We start from the raw sequence: 14,944 nt of genomic DNA on the forward strand, positions 1-14,944 counted from the left end.
CCTGGTGGAATGACAACAGCTGAATCGCTTGCTAAGGGAATGCCGATGGTTATTGTTAATCCTATTCCAGGGCAGGAAGCTAGAAATACAAAACTTCTTTTGGAAAAAGGGATTGCTATAGAAATTGAGAACATTGATGAGCTTGGAGTAAAAATAAAAGAACTTTTAGATAATCCAGAAAAAATTAAGTTAATGAGCAAGGCTGCTCTTAAGCACAGCAATATTCAAGCGGCTTTTGATATTGCAAAACTTATCTTACAGCAATGATACAATATTATCTTTATAGATTTGGCCAATTTTGCGTTAGATGCCTTCCCATTTCTCTGTCGTATAAAATTGCCATCTTTATGTCTGACGTGCATTATTATCTTTGTTCCCGAGATCGTCGTATTGTTAAGAATAATTTGAAACTAATTCTTTCTTCAGAAGAGAAGCTATCGTATTTTGCGAGGGAGGTTTTTCGTAATTTTGGAAAATACCTTATTGATTTCTTTAAAATTGAAAGAAAGTTAAGCGACCAATATGTGAGCGACCACATTACTATTAAAAATATTGATCGTTTAACAGAAGTTTTAAAGAATCAAAAGGGTGCGATCCTTTTAACTGCGCATATGGGTAACTGGGAGCTTGGGGGATGCGTGATTAGTAAATTAGGGTATCCGCCGATCGCAGTTGCATTGCCGCACAAGGAAAGATCTGTTAATGATTTATTTAATGAGCAGCGCGCGATTGAAGGAATGACCATTGTTCCTAATAATGTTGCAATTCGAGAATGCATTAAAGGGTTGCGGCAAAACCGAATAGTAGCGCTCTTGGCAGATCGTGATTTTAAATCAAATGGTGAAGTTGTTGATTTTTTTGGTAAAAAAACAATTTTTCCGAGAGGACCAGCTGCTTTTTCGCTTAAAACAGGGGCGCCGATTATTCCCGCATTCTTAGTTAGAGAGAAAAACGATTGTTTTACATTATTTTTTGAAGAGCCAATTTTCCCATCGAAAAACGGGCATTCTAAAACAGAGCAATCCGACATGATCAAGAAATATGTTTCAGTTATTGAAAGCAAGATACGTGCGTATCCAACACAATGGTTTATGTTTCAGAGGTTCTGGGTCGAATGAGAATCTGTGTTGTAATCCCAGTTCATGATGAGGCAGCAACGATTGGTAATTTAGTTCAAGAAATTCGTTGTAAGAGTTTAGATGTTGTTGTCATTGATGATGGATCGGCTGATGATTCTGGAAAAATCGCTGAAGAAAAGGGTGCCGTGATTATTCATCATTGTGAAAAATTAGGCAAAGGCGTTTCTTTGCGTGATGGATTTGCTTATGCCGTTGATAATGGGTACGATGGTGTTGTGGCTATGGATGGAGATGGTCAGCATGCGGTTTGTGAAATTGATAGTTTTATTCAAATAGCAAAACAACATTCAGAAAGCATTGTTTCTGGAAGCCGAATGAAAAATTGCGACAATATGCCGCTTATCCGACGCTTAACGAATCAAGCGATGTCGTCACTAATATCTGCAATATGTCGGCAAAAAGTTCCAGATTCGCAATGTGGCTTTAGGTATATTAGTACAAAAATTTTGAAGGTGATCAAACTTTCGTCATCAGATTTCGAAATTGAGACGGAGGTCTTGATTAAAGCTAGTCGTAAAGGATTCAAAATTTATTCAATTCCTGTTCAAAGCATTTATCGAAATGAGTTAAGCAAGATCAACCCTTTCATTGACACAATTCGTTTTTTTATTTTTATCATAAAACAAGTTTGGTGTTTGTAAAAAACCAAAGTAAGAGCTCGATTTTATGGAAGACAAGATATTTAAATATGCCCTTGCCTTTTCGCTGATTATCCATATTGGAATTTTAGCGAGAATGTCTTATTCTAATATTCATTTTCAGGCCAATCCAATTAACAGCATTGAAGTTGTTTATCCAAGGATTACTATTCAAAAAGAGGTGGTTGACCGAGAGAAGAAGCAAGCACGCGACATAAAGGTTAATCTTGAAAAAAGCACACAAGAGCTAACGAAACAAAAGTCAAATTTGTCATCTTTTATGAAAGATATGTCAAAACTTGCTGATGATTTAATCCATCCAAATACTAAGCCGAAAAGTGCGAAATCAGATAAAGCAAAGCGTAAAATCTCTGTTCCCGAGATCGATTCGAAGAATATTAAAAACCCGCTTTATACAAAATATTATCAAGATATTCGAAACCGTATTCGGGAAAAAGCATATGATAATTATGAGCAATTTGACGCCGGAGAGATATATATAACTTTTATTATTGAAAGTGACGGTGTTCTAAAGGATATTAAAATTATCGAGGAGCGCACTAATGCTAATCAATATCTTCGTCGGATTAGCATTCGAAGTGTACAGCAGGCCAGTCCGTTTCCGTCTTTTCCTGAAGATTTAAAGTATCCAGAGCTTTCCTTTAATGTCGTTATTTCTTTTGAAGTTGAATAAATTTCTCATCGCTTCGTTTATTGACAACAGTCATAACCGGTGTTATTCTAAAATTTATGGAAAAGAACCAAGAGACAAATGATCAGGTAAAAATAGATTTCTTATCATATGTTTCAAGCTTAGGGTTTCAGGCTATGATATTTTTAGGAGAAATCGAGAGCCCTGTGACTAAAAAGAAGGAAACAAATCTTTTACAAGCTAAATTTATTATTGATACCTTGGTCATGTTGCGAGACAAAACAAAAGGAAATTTAGAGCCGCAAGAAGACAACTTGCTTAATGTTTCTATTTATGAGCTTCAGATGAAGTATGTTGATCAAACAGCACCGAAAACGGAAATAACATAGGCAGCTGATTAGAAGTTTTAAAAATTTTACCTTGCTCGATATGACGGTTTAATTTTGTATTGGAAACATAGAGTGTTGGTTTTAGAATTTGGAATGATGTGCATAAAGTTTGTTAATGAAAGGAAGCGCAATGAATAAAATTTTAGTTATTCATGGACCAAACCTTGATCTTTTAGGAACGAGAGAAACAGATATTTACGGCAAAACTTCACTTTTGGATATTAATGCGATGCTTGAAAAGAGTGCGAAAGAAAGTGGAGTAAGTCTGGAATATATACAAACGAACCATGAAGGGCAAATTGTTGATGCTATTGGTAGTGCTCCTAAAAATGGGTTTGATGCAATTTTGATTAATCCTGCTGCATATACGCATACAAGCATTGCTATTCGAGATGCTGTTGCTGCTGTTGATTTGCCAACTGTGGAAGTTCATTTATCTAATGTTTATGCTCGTGAAGAATTTCGGCAGACGTCGCTTATTTCTCCTGTTAGTACTGGGCAGATTTGTGGATTTGGTCCTCATAGTTATGTTCTGGGTCTTCAAGCAATCTTACCTTTGTTAAAGAAGTGAATTTATTCAGAAAAAATATAAGCGTTGTTTTAGACAAATTGGATATTGATGCTTTTCTTGTAACAAAAAGTGTTAATATTGCATATTTAACTGGTTTCCCTTGTGAAGATGCTTGGCTTTTGATTTCCTCGAAAAAATTATTTTATATTACAGATGCTCGCTATACTTCAGAACTTAAGAAGAACTTGAAAAAAGGTATTGAAATTGTTGAATATTCCAAATCAATGTTTGTTTCTGTTTTTGATTTAGCGTTGCAGTTAAGAATAAAACGGTTAGGGTTTGATGATCAGCATATTTCTGTTTTTTCTTTTCAAAAATTGCGTAAAGCAATGAAGCGAAAAGTTAATCTTATTCCAGTTGATGGATTAATTGAGCAGATTCGTATGGTTAAGACACGGCAAGAAGTCAGAAAGATCGATAAATCGATCGCGCTTAACTTAAAATGTTATGAATATCTCAAGAGAATTATACGTCCAGGGGTGACTGAGCAAGAGATTTTAATTAAACTTGAGCGTTATGTCAAAAGTCATAATGCTGAGTTTTCGTTTAGGCCGATTATTGCCTCTGGACCTAATTCTTGTTTTCCTCACGCCCGCATTACAAATCGAGAAATTCGACGAGGAGAACCTATTGTTGTTGATATGGGAATTGATATTGATGGTTACAAGTCTGACTTGACACGGGTGTTCTTTTTGGGTAAAATACCCCAATCTATAAGGGATGTTTATCATCTTGTGCGAGAAGCGCAGCGATTAGCAATTCAAAGAATTAAACCTGGTGTATTGATCCGCGATATTGATCAGCAGGCACGTAACTTTCTCAAAGAAAACAAGATAGACAAATTTTTTGTTCATTCTTTAGGCCACGGAGTAGGGCTAGAAGTTCATGAGGCTCCAGTAATATCTTCAAAGAATCTTTTAGAGCTGAAAGCGGGAATGGTTTTTACTGTAGAGCCAGGTGTTTATTTTCCTGGGCAATTTGGCATTCGGATTGAAGACATGGTTCTGGTAACATCTAGCGGATGTAGAATTTTAAGCGAATAATTTAATATTCTTTTTAATATAAATATTAGTATTAAAGGTTGTTGTGACAATAACGATAAATCAAATTACATCTGGCATGGGCTTAAGGGTTGATGACAATATTTACGTTGTTATTGATTATAGCCATGTTAAGCCAGGAAAAGGCAGTGCGTTTGTTCGCGTTAAATTAAAAAATCTTAAGACAGGACTTGTCATCGAGAGGACTTTTAAAAGTTCAGAAAAGCTCGATGATATTTTTTTAGAAGAACGAACATTGCAGTTTTTGTATCGCTCAGGTAAGAGTCTTCATTTGATGGATCAATCTACCTTTGAAGAGCAGATTATTTCTGAAGATTTATTGGGTGATGATATTAAGTATTTGCAGGACAATCTTAATGTGACTGGTCATGTTTATGAGGGTTTAGTTTTAAAAATTAGTTTACCAAATTTTATTGAAGCTCAAGTTGTTGAAACTGAGCCTGGCCTTAAAGGTGATTCTGCTCGTGCTGGAACTAAGCCAGCAAAAATTGATAGCGGTGCAGATATTTTAGTTCCGCTTTTTATTGGAAATGAAGAATGGATTAAAGTCGACACAAGAACGGGAACCTATGTTGAAAGGGTGAAGAAATGAATTTAAAAGAGATTAAAGAAATTATTAAGTTAATGAATGAAAATGATCTTTCTCAAATTGAGCTGGAGAGGGAAGGATCTAAGATTAAAATTAACAAAGGGCCAACAGGTGCGCCTGTTATTGTTTCAAATCCTGTTGCAGAATATAGAGGTGCTCCTGCGGTTGGTTCTGGGCCAGCGGTCGAGGCTGTTGCAGCGGTGTCTACAGTTTCGGGCTTGAAAGAAGTTAAAGCGCCAATGGTTGGAACATTTTATCGTGCGCCATCGCCAGATGCGCCGCCGTTTGTTGAGGTTGGACAAACTGTTGAAATTGGACAAGTTCTTTGTATTTTAGAGGCGATGAAGCTTATGAATGAAATCAAATCTGAAGTTCGAGGAAAAATTTCTGAAATTAAAGTTGAGAACGCTGAGCCAGTTGAATTTGGCACAGTTATGTTTCTCATTGAACCGGTTTAACATCTTACGCTTATGTTCTCAAAAATTTTAATTGCTAATCGAGGGGAAATTGCTCTTCGCATTATTCGTGCTTGCAAAGAGCTTGGGGTCAGCACCGTTGCTGTTTATTCTGAGGCAGATCGGGATTCTTTGCATGTCCGGTTTGCTGATGAAGCTGTTTGTATCGGAAGAGCCCCAAGCAAAGAAAGTTATTTAAATATTCCAGCTATTATTTCTGCTGCCGAGATAGCAAATGTTGAAGCTATTCATCCTGGATATGGATTTTTAGCAGAAAACGCACATTTTGCTGAGATTTGCGAATCATGCCACATTACTTTTATTGGGCCAACGCCTGAATCAATGCGTATGATGGGAGACAAAGTTTCTGCCCGAAATGTTATGAAAAAAGCGGGTGTGCCTGTCACTCCAGGTGGAAATTCTATTGTTAAGAATAAAGAAGAAGCCATGAAGCTTGTTAAAACAATTAAGTATCCTGTTATTATTAAAGCAACAGCAGGCGGTGGTGGCAAGGGGATGCGTGTATGTCATAACGACGTGACCCTCGTGAGTTCTTTAACTATGGCCCAAACAGAGGCTGAGGCAAGTTTTGGGAACCCAGATGTTTATATTGAGAAATTTATTACGAATCCTCGGCATATCGAAATTCAACTTTTATCAGATAATTATGGAAACACAATTCATCTTGGCGAGAGGGATTGCAGCATTCAAAGACGACATCAGAAGCTTTTAGAAGAGGCGCCTTCTCCAGCGTTAAGTAGTAAGTTGCGCAAGAAAATGGGAGAGATGGCTGTGAAGGGTGCAAAGGCTGTTAACTATCGGGGTGTTGGAACTGTAGAATTCTTGCTAGACGAAGATGGTTCTTTTTATTTCATGGAAATGAATACACGCGTCCAGGTTGAGCATCCCGTCACAGAGATGGTTACCGGTGTTGATATTGTAAAAGAACAGATTCGCGCTGCTGCTGGAGAAAAGCTTAAAATTAAACAGGAAGATGTTAAAATTTCTGGGGCTGCTATTGAATGCCGTATTAATGCTGAGGATCCTGATAATAATTTTATGCCATGTCCAGGAAGAATTGAAGAGCTTAATTTGCCCGGAGGTCCAGGCGTTCGCGTTGATACACATATTTATCCGAAATATATGATTAGTCCATTTTATGATTCGATGGTTGCAAAACTTATTGTCCACGGGAAAACAAGAGCAGAAGCTATTAAAACATTGGTTAGAGCGTTAGATGAATTTTATATTGCGCCAATTAAGACGACAGTTAATTTTCATAAAAGAATTCTTCAGAATCCAGATTTCTTAAAAGGAACCGTTTCTACAAATTTCTTAGAGAAAATGGCAAAGACAGAAACCGATTTACACAAATAACTTTTGAATATTTCATTAAGGAGATGCTTAAAATGAAACAAGATCAACAAGTTGACTATGGGTCTATTCAAATTCACAAAAAAGTTTTAGCTGATATTGTTTTGTCTGTTGTGCACGAGGCAGAAGGAATTGCTGTTGCTTCAGAAAGCTTTATGGGAGGTCTTTTAAATATTTTTCGTAAAAGAAATTATTCCGGAATCATTGTCACGATTGATAAGGATAACGAAGTTAGCATTGAGGTTCGAATTTGTGTTCAGTATGGTGTTAATATTCCAGACGCATCTCGTCAGCTTCAAGATGCTATCCGCGATGCGATTGAGAAAACAACAGATATTAACTTAAAAGATGTCCATATTAATATTCAGGGTATCGAAGGGGGGGCTTAATGAGAGTGTTTACTCGTCTTGCTATGTTGTTTTATAGTGTTATTATTTTGTTTGTTGGAAGTCTTGTTGTTTCATTTACAACACACACGATAGCACTGATAGAGGCTAATGACTATCTTGATGCTGTCTATAATGATACGAATTTATGTTTTGTGATTAGTGTTATTTCAGTGGTTGTTATGTTTTTAAGTCTTCTTTTTGCACGCATTATTATTGGTGGTCAGCAAAAGGAAAAAGTGATTGCGTTTGATAATCCTTCAGGACGCGTTAGCATTTCATTGAGTGCTTTAGAGGATATGATTAAGCGTGCAGTTGCTAAAATTTCTGAAGTTAAAGAAATTAAGCCAAGTATTTTGGCTACAAAAAAAGGTATCGAGGTTACGTCGCGACTGGTTTTAAAATCGGATGTGAGTATTCCAGATATGACAGCGCGGTTGCAGGAATTAATCAAGGGACGGGTTCAAGATGTTTTAGGTATTGAAGAAAATGTCAGTGTCAAGATTCATGTCACGAAAATTGTTCCTTCGTCTGGAAAAGAACAGAGCCGAAAAAGTGATGAAGTAGAACAGAAAGAGAATCTTTCCGTTCCTTTTCAGGGATATCGTAAATAGAACAACAGGTAAGGGTGTTTATGAAAAAGATAGGCATTTTAACTGGCGGTGCTGATTGTCCAGGGTTAAATTCTGTTATCCGAGCTATTGTCCGAAAAGGAATGCAAGAAGGTTATGTGATCACTGGAGTTAAGAACGGATGGCTCGGACTTATCGACAATGACATGAAAGTATTGGATTTAAAGCAAACATCTGGCATTCTTGATCGGGGTGGAACGCTTCTTGGAACAAGTCGTATTAATCCATTAGATAATCCGGAACAAATAAAAAAGATTGAAGAAAACTATAAGCGCAGCGGAATTGATGCGCTTATTGTTGTTGGGGGCGAGGTGACCCTTAATGTCGCTGTTGAACTTTATCGAAGAAAAGTGATTAAAGTGATCGGCGTCCCAAAGTCTATTGATAATTCGTTATCCGGAACAGATTATGCTTTTGGGTTTGATACTGCTGTTAATGTTGCAACTGAATGCATTGATCGATTGCATACAACAGCAGAAAGCCATCATCGTATTATGGTTATTGAGGTTATGGGTCGATATACAGGCTGGGTAGCCCTTGAGTCTGGCATTGCAGGAGGTGCTGATATTATCATGGTTCCGGAAATACTTGTTGATCTCGAAGAGGTTTGCGAGTCTATTCAAAGGAGACATCAAAGAGGAAAGACGTTTAGCATTATTGTTGTTGCTGAGGGTGCACAGTGCAAAGATCATCCAGAGTTTAATGAGAGTTTAGGAAAGAAATTTCGATTTGGTGGCGTTGGTGAATTTATTGCAAAAGCCATTGAAAAACAAACAGGGTATGACACGCGCGTAAGTGTTTTGGGCTACATTCAGAGAGGCGGAACACCATCTGCGTATGATCGAGTTATTGGAACGCGTTTTGGAGTTCATGCGGTTAATTTGGCAAAAGAAGAAAAGTTTGGTCAGATGGTGAGTCTTCATCATAATGTGATTCAATCAGTTCCTATTGAACGTGCTATTGAGAAACGAAAAACAGTTAATATGGAAATTTATGATATGGCAAAATGTTTTTTTGCTGAATAAAAAAATAGAAAGATTTTTATGAAAGAAATAATCCGTCAAATTGTTTCAGATTCTATCGCGGTTAAACAAAAAGCAGTTGAAGATAATATTGATACGCTTGTTAGGGCGGTTGATGCTATTGGAAAAACGCTTAAAAAAGACGGGAAGATTATTTTGTTTGGAAACGGAGGGTCTGCGGCAGACAGCCAACACGTAGCAGCAGAGTTTATTGGACGGTTTCAGAAAGAACGAAAATCAATTCCTGCGATTGCTTTAACGACAGACACGTCTATTTTGACAGCGTTGGCTAATGATTATAGTTTTGATGTTGTTTTTTCGCGTCAGCTAGAGGGTCTAGGTACGTCTAAAGATATCGCAATCGGCTTGTCAACAAGCGGAAACTCTAAGAATGTTTTTGAGGCGATTAAGACGGCAAAGAAAATTGGAATGAAAACAATTTCATTGACCGGCGGAACTGGCGGGTTGATTGCTAGGGCGTCTGATATCAGTATTATTGTTTCATCAAAAAATACGGCGAGAGTGCAAGAATCTCACATTTGCTTGGCTCATGTTATTTGTGAGCTTGTCGAAAGAAAGTTTAGCAAGAAATGAATACTCAAAAGAAAATTGTAAGTCTAGATATTCTAAAGAAGAAAATTGTTATTTTTCGAAAAAAAGGCAAGAGAATTATTTTTACGAATGGATGTTTTGATCTTTTACATATTGGCCATGTTAATTATTTAGAAAAGATTAAAGGCCAAAATGATATTTTAATTGTTGCCGTTAATAGCGATGCTTCTGTGAAGAAAATAAAGGTGACCGGCAGGCCTGTTCAATCGCAAAGATCACGCGCGGGTGTTATTGCAGGTCTTGAGGCTGTTGATTTTGTTATAATTTTTTCTGAAGAAACGCCATATAATGTTATTAAAGCTTTAAAGCCAGATGTTCTTTTAAAGGGCGCAGATTGGAAGTCAAAGGGAGTTGTCGGTCAAGATATCGTTGAGTCGAGCGGGGGAAGTGTTAAGTTTGTTAAATATTTAAAAGGTTTTTCAACAACAAGTATTATTGAGACAGTTTTAAAGAAATGCGTATAATCGAAAAGAAAAAGATATTGCGTGTTATTGATGCAAATTTAAATAGAGCAAAAGAAGGATTAAGGATTTGCGAAGATATTGCGCGTTTTGTTCTTGATCAAAAAAATGAAACTGAGCAGTATAAGGATATTCGTCACCAATTAACACAAGCATGTTTTTTTATAGTCGGAAGCAAAAAGAATATTATTTGTGCACGAGATATTATAAAAGATGTTGGCAAAAAGACAGTTGCCTCTGAACTTAAAAGAAAAGGCATTAAAGATATTTTCTATGCTAATTCTCAGCGTAGCAAGGAATCAATTCGCGTTTTGGAAGAGTTTACAAAATTGATAGATCCAAAAAAAGCTTTAGTGTGCAAGAAAATGCGTTATTCTGTTTATGAGCTAGAGCGAAAGATTGTTTGTTTGTTTTGATAAAATGATTGAGGGAAATGCGAGGGTAATTCAGCGGTAGAATGTCAGCTTCCCAAGCTGGACGTCGCGGGTTCGACTCCCGTCCCTCGCTTTTAAAATATTGATGAGACTAGGCACAAAAAGATTTTATTTGATAGTATTGTCGCTATTGTATTTAGCCGTAGGCGGTTGTGCAACGTATTCAAGCGATTCTTTGAAAAACTTGAGTTGTTCGCAAAAAGGAATTTATCATAAGGTTAGAGGGAAAGAAACTCTTTGGCGGATTGCTAAAGCATACGACTTGACGGTCGAAGACCTTGTGAGTGCAAATAATATTCCTAATGCGGCTCAGATTCAGGAAAATCAGTTAATTTTTATTCCTGGAGCAAGCGAGCAGAAAAAAGTTATTTCGATGCAAGAGGCCTTTGTTGATAATGAATTCAGATGGCCAATAAAAGGAAGGGTGATTTCTTATTTTGGCAATCAAAAAATGAATGCTGCCAATAATGGGATTGATATCGAATCTGAATTCGGGAAAGATGTTTGTGCGTCTCGCGGCGGAAGAATTGTTTTTGCAGACTATCTTCCGGGTTATGGTCAGACCGTGATGATTGACCATGGTGATGCGTACTTGACGGTGTATAGTCAAGATTCAGATATTTTAGTTTCTGTTGGAGATCTTGTTGTATCAGGAGATCCAATTGCAAAAGTCGGGAAAAAAGATATGGTGGCGTTTTTGCATTTTGAGATTAGAAAGAAATCTGTTGCGAGTAATCCGTTATATTTTTTGCCGTAAATGTAGAAAGAAATCATGGATTTAGAAAAACTTTTTTTTGATAGAAAAAATATTTTAGAAATTCTTAAAAAACGCGTGATTGATTTAAAAGACGGGTATCGTCAAAACGTTGCGCTTTTAGGTCCGCATTACATTGGAAAAACTTCCATTTTTCGCAAGTTTATTTCTGACTTGGACGATCCAGAGTTAATTACGATTTATTTAGATTTAGATCAAAAAGATTTTAAGCATATTTTTTCTAATTTTGTCGGAAGCATTCTTTATAATTTTGCAAAATTAAAGCAACTTGTTCTTTATGATGATCTTAATCTTTTAATGGAAGCGACAAGGCATGAGCTTCCACAAACTATTGAAGCGATTAAGCGAATCCAGAGCAATATTGAGAAGAAACGATTTGCAGAAAGCTATCGACAGCTTATTTCTCTACCGGAAGTTTTTTCTTTAGAATCAAAAATGTTTTGCTTAATTATTTTAGATGAGTTTCATAATCTTGAAGATTTGGGCATTGTTGATGTTTTTCAAGAATTAGGCAAGAGGATTATGACACAAAAAAGATGCTTGTATTTAATGGCAAGTTCTATGCAAAATATTGCTCGAAAAATTCTTTCTGAGAAATTGTCGCTTTTATTTGGTCATTTTGAAATTATCAACATTCTTCCATTTGATTTAGAAACAAGTCAGAATTTTATTGATGAATGTCTTTCTGGCGTTCAGATGAATCGTGATTTAGGAAGTTTTTTAATCGATTTTACAGGAGGTCATCCATTTTATCTTAGTATTTTGAATAGAGAAATTAAGAACCTAGCGTTAGTGTATGGGCAATCTGAAGTTTTTTTGCCGCTTTTATCCAAAGTTATTGAAAATACAATTTTTGATAAATGGGGCGTTTTAAGTCGTCATTTTGAAATTATGATTAGTCAATTGTCGCAAGGCAAAAATAATCGGGAAGTTTGTAGTTTGTTGATTGCACTTGCGAATAATCATCACAAAACAGAAGACATTGCTTCAAACACTGACCTTCGAAAGAGCTTTATTTTGCAAAAGATGTCTATTTTGATTGAACTTGGTATTGTTGAGAAATGTACAAGTTTTTATTATTTGAGAGATAAACTATTTAAATATTGGATAAAATATATTTTTCAAAAGAGGCTTAATTCGATCGGATGTGATTTTGAACGTCAAAAACAATGTTTTTCTTCTGAGCTCAGTGAATCGATTTTGAGCTTTCAATTGGTTTCCAAAAAAGATTTATCTTTGCGCGTCATGGATCTTTTAAAATGTTTTGATAATGAATCATTTAATTTTCAAGGGCGACGATATCGTTTGCCATGTTTTTACAAAATTAAACCATTAAAGATGAAAAGTGTTTCTCGAAAAGATTTGGATATTATCAAAGCATACTCTTCAGATGAGGCATGGTTTATTGTGCTTAATGAAGAGCCTTTGTCTGAAGGTGATGTTAATGCTTTTTTAAGTGAATCAAAAAAATTGAGCCAAAAACCGCATCGACGCGTTATCATTTCTCCTAAAAATTTGGAAAATAGCGCACGGCTTAAAGCACTTCAAGAAAAGACATGGATTTGGAACGAAGGGGAGTTAAATTTATTGTTAAATATGTACGATAAACCTTATATTGTAAAATGAAAATAGGCGTTCTTTCTGATACTCACTCTCGCGCGTTATCTAAGAAAGTTTTAGATGATTTTAAAACAGTTGATTTAATCATTCATGCTGGAGATTTTTGTTCGGCTGAAGATCTTAACAGTTTAAAAAGAATCGGAAGAGTAGAAGCGGTTTACGGCAATATGGATGGGTCTGGCTTGCGCAATATTTTGCCAAAAAGCCAAATTATTAATTGCGAATCATTTTCTATTGGTTTATTTCACGGAGAAGGTGCGCCAAAGTTTTTGCTGGATCGTGTTAAAAAAGAATTTAAAGGAAAGAAAGTTGATGCTATTATTTTTGGGCACTCACATCATCCTATGAATGAAAAGATAGACAACGTTCTTTTTTTTAATCCAGGTAGTGCGACGGATACCATTTTTGCGCCGTTTCGTTCTTATGGTATTTTAGATATTACGGATCATATCGAAGGAAGGATTGTAAACATTGATGAAAGCTAAAAGGCTTTGGGCCCCTTGGCGCTCTAAATATGTAACAGCGATACACGAGAAAGCAAAGGGTTGTGTTTTCTGCGGCATTTTTTCAAGTAAAGCAGATAAGAAAAATTATATTTTTAAAAGGACAAAGCATTGCTTTGCAGTCTTAAATATTTTTCCTTATAACAATGGGCATATTTTAATTATTCCTAATCGACATGTTAATGATTTAAAAAAGTTGAAAAAGGAAGAAAAATATGATTTATTTGATCTTTTGGAAGAATCAAAAGATCTTTTGGAAGAGGTTTTAAGTCCCCAGGGATACAATATTGGCATCAATATCGGACGTATTGCTGGAGCGGGATTTCCGGGACATCTCCACATCCATGTGGTGCCGCGCTGGAAGGGTGATGTAAATTTTATGCCAGTTATAACAGATTTAAAAGTTATATCTCAATCCTTAGAAACATTATACGAAAAATTGATTTATGCGGACAAGAGAAGAAATTGAACAATTAGAAGTAAGAAATTTAGCTCCTTATGCGATGTGTAGCAGGGATTCTGCAGGGCGCGTTTATGCGGAATCTCTTGATGATAAGCGCACATGTTATCAGAGAGACCGTGATCGTATTGTGCATTTGAGGGCGTTTCGAAATCTTGAATATAAAACGCAAGTTTTCCCTATTTTTGAAGGAGATTATTATCGAACGCGCTTAACACATACATTGGAAGTGGCCCAAATTGCAAGAACGATTGGTCGTAATTTGATGCTCAATGAGGATTTAATTGAAGCTGTTGCCCTTGCCCATGACCTCGGTCATCCACCTTTTGGTCATGCAGGAGAAAAAGCTCTTGATGAAATTATGAGCGAAGAAAAACTTGAAGGATTTTTTAGCCGTATTACTGGAAAGCATAAACCTAAGGGATTCAATCACAATAAGCGAAGCTATGAAATTGTGACGCGCGAAAGACGCTATCCGAATTTTGAAGGATTAAATTTAACAAAAGAAGTTTTGGTTGGTATTCTCAAACATAAAACTGTCTATGATATTCCTTCAAGCGAGGAAGAATTCTTAAAAGAATTCCCAACTTTAGAAGCGCAAGTTGTTAATGTTGCTGATGAGCTTGCGTATCTTGATCATGATATTGATGACGGGCTTGCGTCGGGATATATTAAAAAAGAAGACTTGGCAGAAAGCAAGCTTTGGACAACAACATTGGATCAAGTTCGAAAAACAACAAAAAGTACAAATGAAATTATTGAACGCAATCAAATTGTCAAGAATCTTATTAATATACAGGTTGTTGATCTTTTACAGAATTCAGATAAAGCGATTGAAGAAAGAAATTTTAAGTCTGTTTTGGATGTTAAAACGCTCGGAGAAACTGTTATTAAGTTTAGCGATGAAATGGATCAAGAGCGATGTAAACTTCAAAAGTTAATTAATGAGAAATTATACCACCATTATCGTGTTGAGCGCATGACAATGAAAGCTAAAAGAGTTGTGCATCGACTTTTTGATATTTATAGTAGTAATTTGAATCAGTTGCCATATGAGATTTATGATAGACATGTTCAATATGGCAAGCAAGAGGAACGAGAAGTTATCTGTAATTTTATTTCTGATATGACTGATCGTGCAGCTCTATCAGAATATAAGAAATTGATTTAA

The 14,944-nt window shown here is 36.1% G+C and carries 21 protein-coding genes and 1 tRNA gene; all 22 read left to right on the forward strand.

Going from position 1 to position 14,944, the window contains the following annotated elements:
* Nucleotides 1–267: galactosyldiacylglycerol synthase (locus PHY73_03360; GenBank protein ID MDD3374747.1), on the forward strand; the 267-nt coding region annotated here is incomplete at its 5' end.
* Nucleotides 264–1,118, forward strand: a complete 855-nt coding sequence (locus PHY73_03365) for a lysophospholipid acyltransferase family protein (GenBank protein MDD3374748.1) — start codon at nt 264–266, stop codon at nt 1,116–1,118. The genes PHY73_03360 and PHY73_03365, both read left to right, overlap by 4 nt.
* The gene (locus PHY73_03370) at nt 1,115–1,780 is read left to right on the forward strand and encodes a glycosyltransferase family 2 protein (GenBank protein ID MDD3374749.1); all 666 of its coding nucleotides are present in this window, start codon (nt 1,115–1,117) and stop codon (nt 1,778–1,780) included. The genes PHY73_03365 and PHY73_03370 overlap by 4 nt, the downstream gene beginning before the upstream one ends.
* 25 nt (nt 1,781–1,805) lie before the next feature.
* Nucleotides 1,806–2,471 (forward strand): hypothetical protein, encoded by a 666-nt coding sequence (locus PHY73_03375; protein ID MDD3374750.1) that lies wholly within the window; start codon nt 1,806–1,808, stop codon nt 2,469–2,471.
* A 56-nt stretch (nt 2,472–2,527) separates the two neighbouring features.
* The gene (locus PHY73_03380; protein ID MDD3374751.1) at nt 2,528–2,818 is read left to right on the forward strand and encodes a DUF1844 domain-containing protein; all 291 of its coding nucleotides are present in this window, start codon (nt 2,528–2,530) and stop codon (nt 2,816–2,818) included.
* A 130-nt stretch (nt 2,819–2,948) separates the two neighbouring features.
* Complete coding sequence (gene aroQ / locus PHY73_03385; GenBank protein ID MDD3374752.1) at nt 2,949–3,389, forward strand: type II 3-dehydroquinate dehydratase; 441 nt, start codon at nt 2,949–2,951, stop codon at nt 3,387–3,389.
* On the forward strand, nt 3,386–4,432 hold the full coding sequence (locus PHY73_03390; GenBank protein MDD3374753.1) for a Xaa-Pro peptidase family protein: 1,047 nt from the start codon (nt 3,386–3,388) through the stop codon (nt 4,430–4,432). Before aroQ ends, PHY73_03390 begins: the two co-directional genes overlap by 4 nt.
* A gap of 43 nt (nt 4,433–4,475) precedes the next feature.
* On the forward strand, nt 4,476–5,042 hold the full coding sequence (gene efp, locus PHY73_03395; protein MDD3374754.1) for an elongation factor P: 567 nt from the start codon (nt 4,476–4,478) through the stop codon (nt 5,040–5,042).
* Nucleotides 5,039–5,497: an acetyl-CoA carboxylase biotin carboxyl carrier protein gene (gene accB, locus PHY73_03400; GenBank protein MDD3374755.1), complete on the forward strand. Its 459-nt coding sequence runs from the start codon at nt 5,039–5,041 to the stop codon at nt 5,495–5,497. The genes efp and accB overlap by 4 nt, the downstream gene beginning before the upstream one ends.
* A gap of 12 nt (nt 5,498–5,509) precedes the next feature.
* Nucleotides 5,510–6,871 carry an acetyl-CoA carboxylase biotin carboxylase subunit gene (gene accC, locus PHY73_03405; protein MDD3374756.1) on the forward strand — a complete coding sequence of 454 codons (1,362 nt, stop codon included), beginning with the start codon at nt 5,510–5,512 and terminating at the stop codon, nt 6,869–6,871.
* Nucleotides 6,872–6,903: 32 nt separating this feature from the next.
* Complete coding sequence (locus PHY73_03410; protein ID MDD3374757.1) at nt 6,904–7,257, forward strand: Asp23/Gls24 family envelope stress response protein; 354 nt, start codon at nt 6,904–6,906, stop codon at nt 7,255–7,257.
* On the forward strand, nt 7,257–7,868 hold the full coding sequence (gene amaP / locus PHY73_03415; GenBank protein MDD3374758.1) for an alkaline shock response membrane anchor protein AmaP: 612 nt from the start codon (nt 7,257–7,259) through the stop codon (nt 7,866–7,868). The genes PHY73_03410 and amaP overlap by 1 nt, the downstream gene beginning before the upstream one ends.
* Nucleotides 7,869–7,888: 20 nt before the next feature.
* Nucleotides 7,889–8,911, forward strand: coding sequence for an ATP-dependent 6-phosphofructokinase (locus PHY73_03420; protein ID MDD3374759.1), 1,023 nt, complete (start codon nt 7,889–7,891; stop codon nt 8,909–8,911).
* Nucleotides 8,912–8,929: 18 nt separating this feature from the next.
* Nucleotides 8,930–9,502 carry a D-sedoheptulose 7-phosphate isomerase gene (locus PHY73_03425; GenBank protein ID MDD3374760.1) on the forward strand — a complete coding sequence of 191 codons (573 nt, stop codon included), beginning with the start codon at nt 8,930–8,932 and terminating at the stop codon, nt 9,500–9,502.
* A complete protein-coding gene (rfaE2, locus tag PHY73_03430) occupies nt 9,499–9,984 on the forward strand; it encodes a D-glycero-beta-D-manno-heptose 1-phosphate adenylyltransferase (protein MDD3374761.1) in 486 nt (161 codons plus the stop codon). Before PHY73_03425 ends, rfaE2 begins: the two co-directional genes overlap by 4 nt.
* Nucleotides 9,975–10,397 (forward strand): thiamine-phosphate pyrophosphorylase, encoded by a 423-nt coding sequence (locus PHY73_03435; GenBank protein ID MDD3374762.1) that lies wholly within the window; start codon nt 9,975–9,977, stop codon nt 10,395–10,397. Before rfaE2 ends, PHY73_03435 begins: the two co-directional genes overlap by 10 nt.
* A 19-nt stretch (nt 10,398–10,416) precedes the next feature.
* Nucleotides 10,417–10,488: transfer RNA gene (locus PHY73_03440), tRNA-Gly, on the forward strand.
* Between the two features lie 12 nt (nt 10,489–10,500).
* On the forward strand, nt 10,501–11,172 hold the full coding sequence (locus tag PHY73_03445) for a peptidoglycan DD-metalloendopeptidase family protein (protein MDD3374763.1): 672 nt from the start codon (nt 10,501–10,503) through the stop codon (nt 11,170–11,172).
* 15 nt (nt 11,173–11,187) lie between these two features.
* Nucleotides 11,188–12,816: an ATP-binding protein gene (locus PHY73_03450; GenBank protein MDD3374764.1), complete on the forward strand. Its 1,629-nt coding sequence runs from the start codon at nt 11,188–11,190 to the stop codon at nt 12,814–12,816.
* On the forward strand, nt 12,813–13,295 hold the full coding sequence (locus PHY73_03455; GenBank protein MDD3374765.1) for a metallophosphoesterase family protein: 483 nt from the start codon (nt 12,813–12,815) through the stop codon (nt 13,293–13,295). Before PHY73_03450 ends, PHY73_03455 begins: the two co-directional genes overlap by 4 nt.
* On the forward strand, nt 13,285–13,782 hold the full coding sequence (locus tag PHY73_03460) for an HIT domain-containing protein (GenBank protein ID MDD3374766.1): 498 nt from the start codon (nt 13,285–13,287) through the stop codon (nt 13,780–13,782). Before PHY73_03455 ends, PHY73_03460 begins: the two co-directional genes overlap by 11 nt.
* Nucleotides 13,760–14,944, forward strand: coding sequence for a deoxyguanosinetriphosphate triphosphohydrolase (locus tag PHY73_03465; protein MDD3374767.1), 1,185 nt, complete (start codon nt 13,760–13,762; stop codon nt 14,942–14,944). Before PHY73_03460 ends, PHY73_03465 begins: the two co-directional genes overlap by 23 nt.

The sequence above is a fragment of the Candidatus Omnitrophota bacterium genome (assembly GCA_028693815.1).
Lineage (GTDB): Bacteria > Omnitrophota > Gorgyraeia > Zapsychrales > Aceulaceae > Aceula.